This is a genomic window from Pseudomonas sp. NGC7 (genome assembly GCF_047159675.1).
In the GTDB taxonomy this organism is placed as follows: domain Bacteria; phylum Pseudomonadota; class Gammaproteobacteria; order Pseudomonadales; family Pseudomonadaceae; genus Aquipseudomonas; species Aquipseudomonas kermanshahensis.
Genome location: NZ_BAAFZY010000001.1, coordinates 1,547,663 through 1,563,023 on the forward strand (window position 1 = coordinate 1,547,663; position 15,361 = coordinate 1,563,023).

Sequence of the window (15,361 nt, forward strand, 5' to 3'; positions counted from 1 at the left end):
CATAAAGAGGCAAGTCTTGCACCTGCCCCAAAAACGCTGTGGCACATACCAGGTGCTACATCAGTCGCTTGCGCTCGCTCGACGGTGCGATGCCGAGAGACTCGCGGTACTTGGCGACGGTGCGACGGGCTACCTGGATGCCTTGTGCCTCCAGTAAACCAGCGATCTTGCTGTCACTCAATGGCTTTTTCTGATTTTCCGCCGCAACCAGTTTCTTGATGATCGCGCGGATCGCTGTGGACGAGCATTCTCCGCCTTCGGCGGTGCTGACGTGGCTTGAGAAAAAGTATTTCAGTTCGTAGATGCCGCGGGGCGTGTGCATGTATTTTTGCGTGGTGACCCGCGAAATGGTCGACTCGTGCATCCCGACGGCTTCGGCGATGTCATGCAGGACCAACGGCTTCATCGCTTCGTCGCCATGGTCGAGGAAGCCGCGCTGATGCTCGACGATCTGCGTGGCCACTTTCATCAGGGTTTCGTTGCGGCTTTGCAGGCTCTTGATGAACCAGCGCGCTTCTTGCAGCTGATTGCGCATGAAGGTGTTGTCGGCGCTGGTGTCGGCGCGGCGGACAAAGCCTGCGTACTGCGGGTTGACGCGCAGGCGCGGGATGGCTTCCTGGTTAAGCTCCACCAGCCAACGGTCGCTGTCCTTGCGCACGATGACGTCGGGCACGACGTACTCGGGCTCGCTCGATTCGATCTGCGAGCCAGGGCGCGGGTTGAGGCTTTGCACCAGTTCGATGACCTGGCGCAGCTCGTCTTCCTTGATCTTCATGCGCCGCATCAGCTGGCTGTAGTCGCGGCTGCCGAGCAGGTCGATGAAGTCGGTGACCAGGCGTTTGGCCTCGGCCATCCACGGCGTGCTGGCCGGTAGCTGGCGCAGTTGCAGCAGCAGGCATTCGCCCAGGTTGCGTGCGGCGATGCCGGCAGGCTCGAACTGCTGAATGCGGTGCAGGACCGCTTCGACCTCATCCAGCTCGATATCCAGTTCGGGGTCGAAACCGGCGCAGATCTCTTCGAGGGTGTCTTCGAGGTAGCCCTGGCCATTGATGCTGTCGATCAGGGTGACGGCGATCAGGCGATCGGTGTCGGACATCGGCGCCAGGTTCAACTGCCACAGCAGGTGGCTTTGCAGGCTTTCGCCGGCCGATGTGCGGGTGGTGAAGTCCCACTCGTCGTCATCGTTGCTCGGCAGGCTGCTGGCGCTGGTCTGGTAGATGTCTTCCCAGGCGGTATCGACGGGCAACTCGTTGGGGATTCGCTCGCTCCACTCGCCGTCTTCCAGGTTTTCGGCACTGTTGGTGCTTTCCTGGAAGCTGTTGTCCTGGACTTCGGCGGCCGGTTTGTTCTCGGCGTTATCGGCCATCGGGTCGCTGTTGTCGAAGTCCTCGCCGTCTTCCTGACGTTCGAGCATCGGGTTCGATTCCAGCGCTTCCTGGATTTCCTGTTGGAGGTCCAGGGTCGAGAGCTGGAGGAGGCGGATGGCCTGTTGCAACTGAGGCGTCATCGTCAGTTGCTGGCCCATTTTTAGGACGAGCGATGGTTTCATGGCAGGGGCTTAATACCTTGTTCGCCGGCGCGCATGCGCCATCCACTACACGAGGGCGCCGGAGCGCCAAATTCAAGCAAGTTTTATGCCTTAAATTGTAGCGTTTGCCTAGAGCACCGTAACAACTTAAACCCCGACAGGGTCGATTTGCCAGTGCTCCAGGTGCGTCCCGGGGTCAGAGCCGGAACTCGTGACCCAGGTAAACCTCTTTGACCAGTTCGTTGGCCAGGATGGTCTCGGCGTCGCCTTCGGCGATCAGTCGGCCATCATTGACGATATAGGCGGTTTCGCAGATATCCAAGGTCTCACGCACGTTGTGGTCGGTAATCAGTACGCCGATCCCCTTGGCCTTGAGGTGATGGATGATCTGCTTGATGTCACCGACGGAAATCGGGTCGACGCCCGCGAAGGGTTCGTCGAGCAGGATGAACTTCGGTGCGGTCGCCAGGGCGCGTGCGATCTCGACACGGCGGCGTTCGCCACCCGAGAGGCTCATGCCGAGGTTGTCGCGAATGTGGCTGATGTGGAACTCCTGCAGCAGGCTTTCCAGCTCCTTGCGGCGGCCGTCGCGGTCGAGCTCCTTGCGGGTCTCGAGGATCGCCATGATGTTGTCGGCCACCGACAGCTTGCGGAAAATGGAAGCTTCCTGCGGCAGGTAGCCGATGCCGGCACGCGCGCGACCGTGCATGGGCTGGTGGCTGACATCGAGGTTGTCGATCAGCACGCGCCCTTGCTCAGCCTGGACCAGGCCGACGATCATGTAGAAGCAGGTGGTCTTGCCGGCGCCGTTGGGGCCGAGCAGGCCGACGATCTGGCCGCTGTCGATCGACAGGCTGACGTCGCGCACGACTTGCCGACCCTTGTAGCTCTTGGCCAGGTGCTGGGCTTTGAGGGTTGCCATTTACTCGGCCTTCTTCTTCGGCTGGATCACCATGTCGATGCGCTGACGTGGTTGAGTCACGTTGCCACCACGACCGGCGGTCGCAACCTGGGTCTTGGTGTTGTAGACGATCTTCTCGCCTTCAGTGGTGTTGCCTTCATTCTCGACCTTGGCGCGGTCGGTGAGGATCACCGTGTCTTTCTGCGCCTGGTACTGAATGGTCACGGCCCAGCCTTTCATCTTGTCCGGCTTGGCGGTGCTCTGCTGCTGTTCGAAGTAGGCCAGGTTGCCCACCGAGGTGACCACGTCGATGTCGCCATTGGCGGCGCGGGTCATGGTCACGGTGTTGCCTTTGATCATCATCGAACCTTGGGTGATGATGACGTCACCGGTATAGGTGGCCACGCCTTGCTTGTCGTCCAGGTGCGCGTTGTCGGCCTGGATGCGGATAGGCTGGTCACGGTCGGTCGGCAGTGCGAAGGCGCTCGCGCTTCCCAGTGCTGCGCTCAGGCTGAGCAAAAGGGGGAGGGTTTTAACGAGCCTCATACTGTCCTCTTACGTTAGAGAGCAGGTCCATCCTGCCTTCTTTCAAATACGCTTTCATTCCATTGCCCGTGGTCGTGCCACCGGCGCCGTCGATTCTAACGGCTTGCTCGGTCTGCGCATATTGCTTCTGCGGGAATACGGTCATGCGTGAGCTGGTGATAATCGTTTCACGCTTCTTTTCGTCGGTGCGGGCAATGCGCACCTGGTCGATCAGCTCGACCTCGGTGCCGTCCGGGTTGACCTCGGCACGCACGCTTTGCACGTGCCACGGATACTCGGTGCCGCGGTACATGTGCAGGTCTGGCGTGGTCACCAGTGTGACCTCGGTGGCCGTCAGGTGTTCGACCTTGTCGGCGGTCATTTCATACTGCAACTTGCCGTCGGGCAGGAACTGCACGCTGTGGGCATTGATCGCGTAGTAGTCGATGGCGCTCTCGTCGACCTGGGCCGTGGGCTGGTCGAGGAAGCTCTCGGGGCTGACATTCCAGTAGCCGATCGCCGCCAGCAGGGCGCCGATGGCCACGAGCAGCACAATATTGCGGGCTTTCTTGCTGAACATGAGCAGCCTTAAAGGTAATGTGCGTTGGCAGCGTCCAGGGTGCCCTGGGCCTGCATGATCAGTTCACAAAATTCACGCGCCGCGCCTTCACCGCCGCGGGCCTGGGTCACCCCGTGCGCATGTTGGCGAACGAAGGGGGCGGCGTTAGACACCGCCATGCCCAGGCCGACCCGGCGGATCACCGGCAGGTCAGGCAGGTCGTCGCCCAGGTAGGCGACTTGTTCATAGCTTAGGCCGAGTTCGGCGAGCAAGCCGTCGAGTACCACCAATTTGTCCTCGCGGCCCTGGTACAGGTGCGGGATGCCGAGGTTTTTCGCACGGCGCTCGACCACCGGGGTTTTGCGCCCGCTGATGATTGCCGTGGTCACGCCCGATGCCATGAGCATCTTGATGCCCTGGCCGTCGAGGGTGTTGAAGGTCTTGAACTCGCTGCCGTCTTCGAGGAAGTACAGGCGGCCGTCGGTGAGCACGCCGTCAACGTCGAACACGGCAAGCTTGATGGCCTGGCCACGTTGAATCAAATCCTGGGTCATTTACATTACTCCGGCGCGCAACAGGTCGTGCATGTTCAGGGCGCCGGTCGGGCGGTCGTCCTGGTCGACCACCACCAGCGCGTTGATCTTGTGGTCTTCCATGATTTTCAGGGCCTCGGCGGCCAGCATTTCGGCGCGGGCGGTCTTGCCATGCACGGTCATCACCTGGTCGATCAAGGTGGTGTGCATGTCGATATTGCGGTCCAGGCTGCGGCGCAGGTCGCCGTCGGTGAAGATCCCGGCCAGTTTGCCGTCCGGTTCGAGGATCACGGTCATGCCCAGGCCTTTACGCGACATTTCCAGCAGCGCGTCCTTGAGCAGGGTGCCGCGTGCCACCTGGGGCAGTTCGGCGCCTGCGTGCATCACGTTCTCGACCTTGAGCAGCAGGCGGCGGCCAAGGGCGCCACCGGGGTGCGAAAAGGCGAAGTCTTCGGCAGTGAAGCCACGGGCTTCGAGCAGGGCGATGGCCAGGGCGTCGCCCAGCACCAGCGCTGCGGTGGTCGAAGAGGTGGGGGCCAGGTTCAGTGGGCAGGCCTCCTGGGTGACGCGGGCGTCGAGGTTGACCTCGGCAGCCTGGGCCAGGGGCGAATCGGCATTGCCGGTCAGGCTGATCAGCTGGATGCCGAGACGCTTGATCAGCGGCAGCAAGGTGATGATTTCTGCGGTGCTGCCGGAATTGGACAGGGCCAGGATGACATCGTCCCGGGTGATCATGCCCATGTCGCCATGGCTGGCTTCGGCCGGGTGCACGAAGAACGCAGGCGTGCCGGTGCTGGCCAGGGTGGCGGCGATCTTGTTGCCGATATGCCCCGACTTGCCCATGCCGACCACCACGACCCGGCCCTTGCTGGCCAGAATCAGCTCGCAGGCCTTGACGAAGTTGGCGTCGATACGCGGCGCCAGGCTTTCCACGGCCTCGACTTCGAGGCGCAAGGTGCGCAGGGCGGACTGGATCAGCTCACTGGATTGGCTCATGTCGTCAAACAATGCCTGATGAAAAGGCGGCGATTATAGCCGCAATGGAAGAAAGCCTCATCCTTTCGATTGCCCGGCAAATGCCATGGAAGTCTGTCGTTGTGCTGAACGACACGTTCCATGGCCTTGGGGCCGCCCTGTCAGCGGTGCTATAGTTCGCCGCTATTCGGCCTGTCAGGGGCACGTGTGCCTTCACGATGAGGGCAAGCGTCCACTAGGACGAGGCTGCACTAGCAAGGAGTCTAGATGAGTGTGGATAGCGCCTACGCGGTCGAGTTGAAGGGGCTTACCTTCAAGCGCGGTTCGCGCAGCATTTTCAGCAATGTCGACATACGCATCCCGCGCGGCAAGGTCACCGGCATCATGGGGCCATCGGGTTGCGGCAAGACCACATTGCTACGCCTGATGGGTGCGCAACTGCGTCCGTCCAGCGGCGAGGTATGGGTTGCCGGGCAGAACCTGCCGACGCTGTCGCGCAGCGACCTGTTCGACGCGCGCAAGCAGATGGGCGTGCTGTTCCAGAGCGGCGCGCTGTTCACTGACCTCGATGTGTTCGAGAACGTGGCCTTCCCGCTACGCGTGCACACCCAGCTGTCGGAAGAGATGATTCGCGACATCGTGTTGATGAAACTGCAGGCTGTCGGCCTGCGCGGTGCCATCGACCTGATGCCTGACGAACTGTCCGGTGGCATGAAGCGCCGGGTGGCGCTGGCGCGTGCAATCGCCCTGGACCCGCAGATCCTCATGTACGACGAACCGTTCGTCGGCCAGGACCCGATCGCCATGGGGGTACTGGTGCGCCTGATCCGCCTGCTCAACGATGCCTTGGGCATCACCAGCATCGTGGTTTCCCACGACCTGGCCGAAACCGCCAGCATTGCCGACTACATCTACGTGGTAGGGGATGGCCAGGTGCTGGGGCAGGGCACGCCTGACGAGCTGATGGGCTCGGACAACCCGCGTATTCGCCAGTTCATGAAAGGCGACCCGGATGGCCCGGTACCCTTCCACTTTCCCGCGCCTGATTACCGCGCCGACCTGCTGGGGGCGCGTTGATGCGCAGAAAATCCTTACTCGAACGTGTTCGCCTGTTCGGTCGCTCGGCGATCGACGTGCTGGCCGTGCTCGGGCGTTCCTGTCTGTTTCTGTTTCATGCGCTGATCGGGCGTGGCGGTATTGGCGGTGGCTTCCAGCTGCTGACCAAGCAGCTGTACTCGGTGGGCGTGCTGTCGCTGGCGATCATCGTTGTGTCTGGTGTGTTCATCGGCATGGTGCTGGCGCTGCAGGGCTACAGCATCCTGACCAAGTACGGCTCTGAACAGGCGGTCGGGCAGATGGTGGCCCTGACCCTGTTGCGTGAGCTTGGGCCGGTGGTGACCGCACTGTTGTTCGCCGGCCGCGCAGGGTCTGCGCTGACCGCCGAGATTGGCAACATGAAGTCCACCGAGCAGCTGTCGAGCCTGGAAATGATCGGCGTCGACCCGCTCAAGTACATCGTTGCGCCACGCCTGTGGGCCGGCTTTATCTCGCTGCCGCTGCTGGCGCTGATTTTCAGCGTGGTCGGCATCTGGGGTGGGTCGTGGGTCGCCGTGGATTGGCTGGGCGTCTACGAGGGCTCGTTCTGGGCCAACATGCAGAACAGTGTTTCCTTCACCGACGACGTGCTGAACGGCTTGATCAAGAGCCTGGTGTTCGCCTTCGTCACCACCTGGATCGCCGTATTCCAGGGGTACGACTGTGAGCCCACCTCAGAAGGGATCAGCCGTGCCACCACCAAGACCGTGGTCTATGCCTCGTTGGCTGTCCTGGGTCTGGACTTTATTCTGACCGCCTTGATGTTTGGAGATTTCTGATGCAAAACCGCACCCTGGAAATCGGTGTCGGCCTGTTCCTCCTGGCCGGGATCCTGGCGCTGCTGCTGCTGGCCTTGCGAGTCAGCGGGCTGTCGGCCAGCCCGAGCAGCGATACCTATAAAGTTTATGCGTACTTCGACAATATCGCCGGTTTGACGGTCAGAGCTAAAGTGACCATGGCCGGTGTGACGATCGGCAAGGTCACCGCCATCGATCTGGACCGTGATTCCTACACCGGTCGGGTGACGTTGCAGCTGGACAAGACCGTCGACAACCTGCCGACAGACTCCACTGCTTCGATCCTGACCGCCGGGTTGCTGGGCGAGAAGTACATCGGCATCAGCGTGGGCGGCGAAGACGACGTGCTCAAGGATGGCGCGACCATCCACGACACCCAGTCGGCACTGGTGCTGGAAGATCTGATTGGCAAGTTCCTGCTCAACTCCGTTGGCAAGGAACCGAAAGAAGCGCAACCGGCTAATTAAGGAGTTTCCATGATTTCGATCCTGCGACGTGGCCTGCTGGTCCTGCTGGCGGCCTTCCCTTTGCTGACCGTGGCGGCGCAGACGCCTCACGATGTGGTGCAAGGCACGACCAACGAATTGCTTGGCGACCTCAAGGCCAACAAGGAGCAGTACAAGTCCAACCCCAACGCCTTCTACGATGCGCTCAACCGCATCCTGGGCCCGGTGGTGGACGCTGACGGCATTTCCCGCAGCATCATGACGGTGAAGTATTCGCGCAAGGCCACGCCTGAGCAGATGCAGCGCTTCCAGGAAAACTTCAAGCGCAGCCTGATGCAGTTCTATGGCAACGCCCTGCTGGAATACAACAACCAGGGTATCGTCGTTGACCCGGCCAAGGCTGATGACGGCAAGCGTGCCAGCGTCGGCATGAAGGTGACCGGCAACAACGGCGCCGTGTACCCGGTGCAGTACACCCTGGAAAACATTGCCGGCGAGTGGAAGGTGCGTAACGTCATCGTCAACGGCATCAACATCGGCAAGCTGTTCCGCGATCAGTTCGCCGATGCCATGCAGCGCAACGGCAACAACCTGGACAAGACCATCGACGGTTGGGCCGGTGAAGTGGCCAAGGCCAAGGAAACCGCCGATAAGTCGCCCGAGAAGGCAGTGCAATGAGTGAGGCTGGCGTAAGCATGGCCGAGCCGGGCGTACTGCGTTTGACCGGCGTGCTGGACTATCGCAGCGGCCCGGCCTTGCGCAAGCAAGGCAAGGCATTGATCGACGCCTCGCGCGAGCCGCACATGGTGCTGGATTGCTCGGCCGTGGCGAAATCGTCCAGCGTCGGCCTGTCGCTGCTGCTGGCGTTTATCCGCGATGCCCAGGCGGCCGGCAAGGCCTTCGAAGTACGCGGTATGCCCGACGACATGCGGGAAATTGCCGGGGTTTATGACCTCGATGAAGTGCTGGCCACTTGATGGCTATGCACTGAAGGATGGCCCCTCGGTCAGCGCACGCCCTCAGTGGGCTTCGCAGGCGAGGGGCTTTTTTGTATGATGGCCGACCCGTGCGCATCGGGCGCCGATTGAGGTTGAGCATGCAGGCCGTAGAAGTTAAAAGCTTCCTTGAAGAAAAATTGCCGGGATCCCGGGTCGAAGTTGAAGGCGAAGGCTGCAACTTCCAGTTGAACGTGATCAGCGACGAGTTGGCTGGCCTGAGCCCGGTCAAGCGTCAGCAGGCGATCTATGCTCACCTTAATCCCTGGATCGCCAATGGCAGCATCCATGCGGTAACCATGAAATTTTTCAGCAGCGCAGCCTGGGCTGAGCGCACCTGAGCCAACTTGGCGGCGAGACTCCAATGGACAAACTGATTATTACTGGCGGCGCTCGCCTTGACGGCGAGATCCGCATTTCGGGCGCGAAGAACGCGGCATTGCCGATTCTGGCGGCGACCCTGCTGGCTGACGGCCCGGTCACCGTGGCCAACCTGCCGCACCTGCACGACATCACCACCATGATCGAGCTGTTCGGGCGCATGGGCATCGAGCCTGTGATCGACGAAAAGCTGGCCGTGGAAATCGACCCACGCACCATCAAGACGCTGGTCGCGCCGTACGAGCTGGTCAAGACCATGCGCGCCTCGATCCTGGTGCTGGGCCCGATGGTTGCGCGTTTCGGCGAGGCTGAAGTAGCCCTGCCTGGCGGTTGCGCCATCGGTTCGCGCCCTGTCGACCTGCACATCCGTGGCCTTGAAGCCATGGGCGCGAAGATCGAAGTCGAAGCCGGCTACATCAAGGCCAAGGCACCTGAGGGTGGCCTGCGCGGTGCGCACTTCTTCTTCGACACCGTCAGCGTGACCGGTACCGAGAACATCATGATGGCCGCTGCACTGGCCAAAGGCCGCAGCGTGCTGCAAAACGCTGCCCGTGAACCTGAAGTGGTCGACCTGGCCAACTTCATCAACGCCATGGGCGGCAATGTTCAGGGCGCTGGCACCGACACCATCACCATCGAAGGCGTCGAGCGCCTGCACTCGGCCACTTACCGCGTCATGCCCGACCGTATCGAAACCGGTACCTACCTGGTCGCCGCAGCCGTCACCGGCGGCCGCGTCAAGGTCAAGGACACCGATCCGACCATCCTTGAGGCCGTACTGGAAAAACTCAAGGAAGCGGGCGCCGACATCACCACTGGTGAAGACTGGATCGAGCTGGACATGCACGGCAAGCGGCCCAAGGCTGTCAACCTGCGTACCGCGCCGTACCCAGCGTTCCCGACCGACATGCAGGCGCAGTTCATCTCGCTCAACGCCATCGCCGAAGGCACTGGCGCGGTGATCGAGACGATCTTCGAAAACCGCTTCATGCACGTCTACGAAATGCACCGCATGGGCGCGCAGATCCAGGTCGAAGGCAACACCGCCATCGTCACCGGCGTCAAGACGCTGAAGGGCGCGCCAGTCATGGCCACCGACCTGCGTGCTTCCGCCAGCCTGGTACTGTCGGCGCTGGTGGCCGAAGGCGATACGCTGATCGATCGCATCTACCACATCGACCGTGGTTACGAGTGCATCGAGGAAAAACTGCAGATGCTGGGCGCCAAGATCCGCCGCGTACCGGGTTAACAGCCCGCAGGCGCACGATGTGGGGGCGGGCTTGTCCCGCGAAGGAGGCACTGCGGTGTATGGCACCAGCGTTGCCGCTGTTCGCGGGGCTAGCCCGCTTCCACACACGAATTGAATGAGGTCGGGCCTAGGCCCGGCCGGCAGTAGCCGCTTAAGGACCGACGTTTCCCATGTTGACCATCGCGCTATCCAAAGGCCGAATTCTCGACGATACCCTGCCATTGCTGGCCGAGGCCGGTATCGTGCCGACCGAGAACCCGGACAAGAGCCGTAAACTGATCATCCCCACCACGCAGGACGACGTGCGCCTGCTGATCGTGCGTGCCACTGACGTGCCGACCTACGTCGAGCATGGCGCCGCCGACCTCGGTGTGGCTGGCAAGGACGTGCTGATGGAGTACGGCGGCCAGGGCCTGTACGAGCCGCTGGACCTGCAGATCGCCCGCTGCAAGCTGATGACCGCTGGCGTGGTCGGCGCACCTGAGCCCAAGGGCCGTCTGCGCGTGGCCACCAAGTTCGTCAACGTCGCCAAGCGGTATTACGCCGAGCAGGGCCGTCAGGTCGACATCATCAAGCTGTATGGCTCGATGGAGCTGGCCCCCCTGATCAACCTCGCCGACAAGATCATCGACGTGGTCGACACTGGCAACACCCTGCGCGCCAATGGCCTGGAACCCCAGGAAATGATCGCCACGATCAGCTCCCGCCTGGTGGTCAACAAAGCATCGATGAAGATGCAGCATGCCCGTATCCAGAGCCTGATCGACACCCTGCGCAAGGCCGTCGAATCGCGACACCGCGGCTGACTCCTGCGCGCGACCTCCGCTGTCGCGCCCGTCTATCCGCGTCATAGCCACTTTTCTCGGGTGCCCGCGCGGATGGACTGGTAGCCTAGGGCGCCTGAGCATTCGCTAATAATCGAGGCCCTCGCCATGACCGTGTCCACTGCAATTGCCCGTCTCAACGCCGCTGATCCGGATTTCGCCCGACATCTGGATCATCTGCTGAGCTGGGAAAGTGTGTCCGATGACGCGGTCAACCAGCGCGTGCTCGACATCATCAAGGCCGTTCGCGAACGCGGCGATGCGGCGCTGGTGGAGTTCACCCAGCGCTTCGATGGTGTCGATGCTAAGTCCATCGATGACCTGATTCTTGGCCGTGAACGCCTTGAGCTTGCCCTGACGCGCATTACCGACACCCAGCGTGCAGCCCTGGAAAAGGCCGCCGAGCGCGTGCGCATCTACCACGAGCGGCAAAAGCAGGATTCCTGGCAGTACACCGAAGCCGACGGCACCGTGCTGGGCCAGAAGGTCACGCCGTTGGACCGCGCTGGCCTGTACGTACCGGGTGGCAAGGCGTCGTACCCGTCCTCGGTACTGATGAACGCCATTCCGGCCAAGGTCGCGGGCGTGACCGAAGTGGTCATGGTGGTGCCGACCCCGCGTGGCGAGGTCAACGAACTGGTGCTGGCCGCTGCCTGCATCGCCGGTGTCGACCGTGTGTTCACCGTGGGTGGCGCACAGGCCGTCGCCGCGCTGGCCTATGGCACCGAGAGTGTGCCGCAGGTGGACAAGATCGTCGGCCCGGGCAACATCTATGTCGCCACCGCCAAGCGCCACGTGTTCGGCCAGGTTGGCATCGACATGATCGCCGGCCCGTCGGAAATTCTCGTGGTGTGTGACGGCCAGACCGACCCGGACTGGATCGCCATGGACCTGTTCTCCCAGGCCGAGCACGACGAAGACGCCCAGGCCATCCTGGTCAGCCCGGACGCTGAGTTTCTCGACCGCGTTGCCGCCAGCATCGATAAGCTGCTGCCGACCATGGAACGCGCCGAGATCATCGAGAAATCGGTCAATGGCCGCGGCGCGCTGATCCAGGTGCGTGACATGCAGCAGGCCATCGACGTGGCCAACCGCATCGCCCCTGAGCACTTGGAGCTGTCGGTCGCCGACCCGCAGGCCTGGTTGCCGCAGATTCGCCACGCCGGTGCGATCTTCATGGGCCGCCACACCAGTGAAGCACTGGGTGACTACTGCGCAGGCCCCAACCACGTGTTGCCAACCTCCGGCACCGCGCGTTTTTCGTCGCCACTGGGGGTGTATGACTTCCAGAAGCGTTCGTCGATCATCTTCTGCTCCGAGCAGGGCGCGTCCGAGCTGGGCCACACCGCTTCGGTCCTGGCCCGTGGCGAGTCGCTGACCGCCCACGCCCGCAGCGCCGAATACCGTATCCTGACCCAAGAGAAGGGGAACTGAGCATGAGTCGATTCTGGAGCCCCTTCGTCAAGGACCTCGTGCCTTACGTGCCGGGCGAGCAACCCAAGCTGGCCCGCCTGGTCAAGCTCAACACCAACGAGAACCCCTATGGCCCGTCGCCCAAGGCGCTGGAAGCCATGCGCGGCGAGCTGAACGACAACCTGCGCCTGTACCCGGACCCGAACGGTGACCGGCTCAAGCAGGCGGTGGCCGAGTATTACGGCGTCACCCCGGGGCAGGTGTTTGTCGGCAACGGCTCGGACGAGGTGCTGGCGCACATCTTCCACGGCCTGTTCCAGCACGATGCACCGCTGCTGTTCCCGGACATCAGCTACAGCTTCTATCCGGTGTACTGCGGCCTGTACGGCATTGCCTACGAGCAAGTAGCGCTGGACGAGCAGTTCCAGATCCGCGTCGAGGACTACAAAAAGCCGAATGCCGGGATCATCTTCCCCAACCCGAATGCGCCGACCGGCTGCCTGATGCCGCTGCAAGCGGTCGAGCAGCTGCTGCAGGGCAACCCGGATTCTGTGGTGGTGGTGGATGAGGCCTACATCGACTTTGGTGGCGAGACGGCCATCAGCCTGGTAGACCGCTACGACAACCTGCTGGTGACCCAGACCTTGTCCAAGTCCCGTTCGCTGGCTGGCCTGCGCGTTGGCTTGGCAGTGGGCCACCCGGACCTGATCGAAGCGCTGGAGCGGATCAAGAACAGCTTCAACTCCTACCCGCTGGACCGTGCGGCCATCGTCGGTGCGGCCGTGGCGTTCGAAGACCGTGCTTACTTCGAAGAAACCTGCCGCAAGGTGATCGACAGCCGTGAAGTGCTGGTCGAGCAACTGACGGCCAAAGGCTTCGAGGTACTGCCCTCGGCGGCCAACTTCATCTTCGCCCGTCACCCGCAGCAGGATGCGGCCGAGTTGGCGGCTCGCTTGCGTGAGCAAGGCGTGATCGTGCGGCACTTCAAGCAGGCGCGGATTGCCCAGTTCCTGCGGATTACCATCGGTACGCCGGAAATGAACCAGGCGTTGCTTGATGCGCTGAACTGATCAAGGCGGGCTCACGTAGCCGCCTGCTTCGATCTGACCCCGCCTGGCACTGATTGCCAGGCGGGGTTTTTGCTTTCAGGGCTGAACCTGGCTCTCAATAGGCGATTTCCTCGATGCTGTACGGCATGCCGGCAGGCCTGTTGCGCACGGCTGCCGGGGTGCCATCGAGTAGCAGCACATAGTCGTTGACGTCATCCATACCGTCCGGGTCGGTCCACTGCTCGGCCCCAGCCGGTACTTGTGCAACCACATGCCCGTTCTTGAGGATGGTTACGTAGCCCTTGGCAGTACTGTGCCAGCGCAGGCGGGCAGTGGCTTCATCGGCCCTTGCTTTGCGAGCGCCCGTGTTACCCAGCAGGGGTGTGCCGTCGAGTAGCCATTGCGGCTCGAGTGTCAGCCCCATGTGGCGCAGGACGGTGGGTGCCACTGAGGTCTGCGCAGGCAGACGGTACAGGTTGTTTGGCCCTGGGTTTTCTTTCGGAATACTGGGCTGAGTCAGTTCTTTGTTCAGCGGTTTATTGCTGGCGATGAAGATGGTCTTTTCCTGTTCTGTGACGCCGCCATGGCCTTTGCCCCAATAGTCGCGGCCATGGTCCGTGCTGACAATCACCAGCCAGTCTTCACGCAGATGGCGGCGGCTGCGTAGGTCGACCGCGTCCAGCAGTTCCCCCACTTGGTTGTCGGCCTTTCGCAGTGCCTGCTGGTAGCGGTTGTCGAAGCCACCGTTGTGGCCGGCTGCATCAGGTTCGCCCAACTGGATGAAGGTGAAGTCGGCGGGCGTGGTCTCCAGTATCTGCAGCGCCCGCGCGATGACGTTTTCGTCGGATAAGCCACTTTCGCGTACGTCGTTGCCGTGGGCGTCCTCGAGCAGGAACGCGGTGTTGATCGGCGACCAGTTCACCACACTGGACAGGTAGGCGGTGGGCAGCGCCTGGCGCAGCCGTTTGAACAGGCTAGGGAAGGCCGGGGCGACCCGCAGCGACTCGGCATTCGAGTTAACGCCATGCTTGTTGCTCCAGACCCCGGTGAGCAGGGTGACCCAGCCAGGGCCGCTGAGCGTTGGCTGTTCGCTGGCCTTGCCAGTGATGCCGCCGGTGTAAGCGCTGCCGTAATACAGGCGTTGCTGCAGATTGCTGGCGTCGCCCAAGGCTTCGTAACGATCGAGTTGCACGCCTTCGATGCCGATGATCAGGGTTTTCGGTTGCCGCGCATGCTGCGCCGGCTCGCAGGCTGCCAGCAGCGTCAGTGTCATCAGAAGCAGGGCTGATAATCGCATGAAGGGGCATCCGGGAACGGTAGAGCGAGCGTTGCAATAAAGCGTGCCGCTCACAACTGGCAGAAATACCAGGTGGTTTGCTGTTCGGAGGGCTTTCCATTAGGCTGCAGTAATTCATCGGATGATTGGTTGAATGTAATGAGCGTAGAGTTGGCCAAGCGTTCCCTGGTCGAACTTGCCGTGGAGCGCATGCGCGAGCGCATCCTCAACGGCGACTGGCAGGTAGGGCAGCGCCTGCCGACTGAGCCGGAGCTGGCCCAGGAATTGGGCATCAGCCGCAATACCGTGCGTGAGGCCATGCGCGTGCTGGCGTTCAGCGGCCTGGTGGAAATACGGCAGGGCGATGGCAGTTACCTGCGCACGGCCCAGGACCCGTTGATGGCGGTGCAGGCGATGTCCCGCTGCACCCCCGAGCAGGCGCGGGAGACTCGCCATATCCTCGAAGCCGAGGCCATCGGCCTGGCAGCGCTGCGCCGCACCGACGCCGACCTGCACGGGTTGCGTGAAGCCCTTGCGGGCAGCGCCGGGCATTTTCACGGTGACATCGATGCGTATGTGAGCTGCGACCTGGTGTTTCACCAGCGCTTGGTGGACGCCGCCCACAACCCGGCATTGAGTGAGTTGTACCGGTACTTTTCCGGCGTGGTGGCCGCTGCGCTGCAGCACAACATGACCACTGTTCCGCGCTGCCAGTCCACGTTCGATCTGCACGGGGAAATCCTCGACGCCATCGAGCAACGTGATTCGGAGCGGGCCAAGCGCCTGAGCCGGACCCTCATCGAATCCTGACCACG

General features: G+C 62.2%; 18 protein-coding genes. 11 read left to right on the forward strand and 7 right to left on the reverse strand.

Annotated features, from left to right (window positions below):
• Positions 1-55 precede the first annotated feature (55 nt).
• The 6 genes from ACMCNM_RS07095 to ACMCNM_RS07120 form a co-directional block, all read right to left on the reverse strand.
• Positions 56-1,549 (reverse strand): RNA polymerase factor sigma-54, encoded by a 1,494-nt coding sequence (locus ACMCNM_RS07095; protein ID WP_027595606.1) that lies wholly within the window; start codon positions 1,547-1,549, stop codon positions 56-58.
• 175 nt (positions 1,550-1,724) lie between these two features.
• A complete protein-coding gene (gene lptB / locus ACMCNM_RS07100) occupies positions 1,725-2,450 on the reverse strand; it encodes an LPS export ABC transporter ATP-binding protein (RefSeq protein ID WP_027595607.1) in 726 nt (241 codons plus the stop codon).
• Positions 2,451-2,975, reverse strand: a complete 525-nt coding sequence (lptA, locus tag ACMCNM_RS07105) for a lipopolysaccharide transport periplasmic protein LptA (protein ID WP_027595608.1) — start codon at positions 2,973-2,975, stop codon at positions 2,451-2,453.
• The gene (gene lptC / locus ACMCNM_RS07110) at positions 2,962-3,534 is read right to left on the reverse strand and encodes an LPS export ABC transporter periplasmic protein LptC (RefSeq protein ID WP_412764137.1); all 573 of its coding nucleotides are present in this window, start codon (positions 3,532-3,534) and stop codon (positions 2,962-2,964) included. The genes lptA and lptC overlap by 14 nt, the downstream gene beginning before the upstream one ends.
• Before the next feature lie 8 nt (positions 3,535-3,542).
• Positions 3,543-4,067 (reverse strand): KdsC family phosphatase, encoded by a 525-nt coding sequence (locus ACMCNM_RS07115; protein ID WP_186675632.1) that lies wholly within the window; start codon positions 4,065-4,067, stop codon positions 3,543-3,545.
• Positions 4,068-5,042, reverse strand: a complete 975-nt coding sequence (locus ACMCNM_RS07120; RefSeq protein ID WP_027595611.1) for a KpsF/GutQ family sugar-phosphate isomerase — start codon at positions 5,040-5,042, stop codon at positions 4,068-4,070. It abuts the gene before it with no gap.
• A 246-nt stretch (positions 5,043-5,288) separates the two neighbouring features.
• On the opposite strand from ACMCNM_RS07120, the gene ACMCNM_RS07125 reads away from it, so the two are divergent.
• The 10 genes from ACMCNM_RS07125 to hisC all read left to right on the forward strand — a co-directional run bounded on the left by ACMCNM_RS07125 (position 5,289) and on the right by hisC (position 13,291).
• A complete protein-coding gene (locus ACMCNM_RS07125) occupies positions 5,289-6,098 on the forward strand; it encodes an ATP-binding cassette domain-containing protein (RefSeq protein WP_099453002.1) in 810 nt (269 codons plus the stop codon).
• Positions 6,098-6,895 carry a lipid asymmetry maintenance ABC transporter permease subunit MlaE gene (gene mlaE / locus ACMCNM_RS07130; RefSeq protein ID WP_027595612.1) on the forward strand — a complete coding sequence of 266 codons (798 nt, stop codon included), beginning with the start codon at positions 6,098-6,100 and terminating at the stop codon, positions 6,893-6,895. The genes ACMCNM_RS07125 and mlaE overlap by 1 nt, the downstream gene beginning before the upstream one ends.
• Positions 6,895-7,380 carry an outer membrane lipid asymmetry maintenance protein MlaD gene (gene mlaD / locus ACMCNM_RS07135; protein ID WP_027595613.1) on the forward strand — a complete coding sequence of 162 codons (486 nt, stop codon included), beginning with the start codon at positions 6,895-6,897 and terminating at the stop codon, positions 7,378-7,380. The genes mlaE and mlaD overlap by 1 nt, the downstream gene beginning before the upstream one ends.
• A 9-nt stretch (positions 7,381-7,389) precedes the next feature.
• Entirely contained in the window at positions 7,390-8,037 is a 648-nt protein-coding gene (locus ACMCNM_RS07140) for a phospholipid-binding protein MlaC (RefSeq protein WP_027595614.1), read from the forward strand.
• The gene (locus ACMCNM_RS07145) at positions 8,034-8,336 is read left to right on the forward strand and encodes a lipid asymmetry maintenance protein MlaB (RefSeq protein ID WP_027595615.1); all 303 of its coding nucleotides are present in this window, start codon (positions 8,034-8,036) and stop codon (positions 8,334-8,336) included. The genes ACMCNM_RS07140 and ACMCNM_RS07145 overlap by 4 nt, the downstream gene beginning before the upstream one ends.
• A gap of 119 nt (positions 8,337-8,455) precedes the next feature.
• On the forward strand, positions 8,456-8,695 hold the full coding sequence (locus ACMCNM_RS07150; RefSeq protein WP_003255121.1) for a BolA family protein: 240 nt from the start codon (positions 8,456-8,458) through the stop codon (positions 8,693-8,695).
• Positions 8,696-8,718: 23 nt separating this feature from the next.
• Complete coding sequence (murA, locus tag ACMCNM_RS07155) at positions 8,719-9,984, forward strand: UDP-N-acetylglucosamine 1-carboxyvinyltransferase (RefSeq protein WP_027595616.1); 1,266 nt, start codon at positions 8,719-8,721, stop codon at positions 9,982-9,984.
• A 170-nt stretch (positions 9,985-10,154) separates the two neighbouring features.
• On the forward strand, positions 10,155-10,790 hold the full coding sequence (gene hisG / locus ACMCNM_RS07160) for an ATP phosphoribosyltransferase (RefSeq protein ID WP_027595617.1): 636 nt from the start codon (positions 10,155-10,157) through the stop codon (positions 10,788-10,790).
• A 126-nt stretch (positions 10,791-10,916) separates the two neighbouring features.
• Entirely contained in the window at positions 10,917-12,242 is a 1,326-nt protein-coding gene (gene hisD, locus ACMCNM_RS07165) for a histidinol dehydrogenase (protein ID WP_027595618.1), read from the forward strand.
• Positions 12,243-12,244: 2 nt separating this feature from the next.
• On the forward strand, positions 12,245-13,291 hold the full coding sequence (gene hisC / locus ACMCNM_RS07170; RefSeq protein ID WP_027595619.1) for a histidinol-phosphate transaminase: 1,047 nt from the start codon (positions 12,245-12,247) through the stop codon (positions 13,289-13,291).
• Positions 13,292-13,385: 94 nt separating this feature from the next.
• Here hisC and ACMCNM_RS07175 read toward each other — a convergent pair whose 3' ends face one another.
• Positions 13,386-14,567 (reverse strand): alkaline phosphatase family protein, encoded by a 1,182-nt coding sequence (locus tag ACMCNM_RS07175; protein WP_412764138.1) that lies wholly within the window; start codon positions 14,565-14,567, stop codon positions 13,386-13,388.
• 138 nt (positions 14,568-14,705) lie between these two features.
• Between ACMCNM_RS07175 and ACMCNM_RS07180 the strand changes: the two genes are divergently transcribed.
• Complete coding sequence (locus tag ACMCNM_RS07180) at positions 14,706-15,356, forward strand: FadR/GntR family transcriptional regulator (RefSeq protein ID WP_099428398.1); 651 nt, start codon at positions 14,706-14,708, stop codon at positions 15,354-15,356.
• Positions 15,357-15,361: the final 5 nt, after the last annotated feature.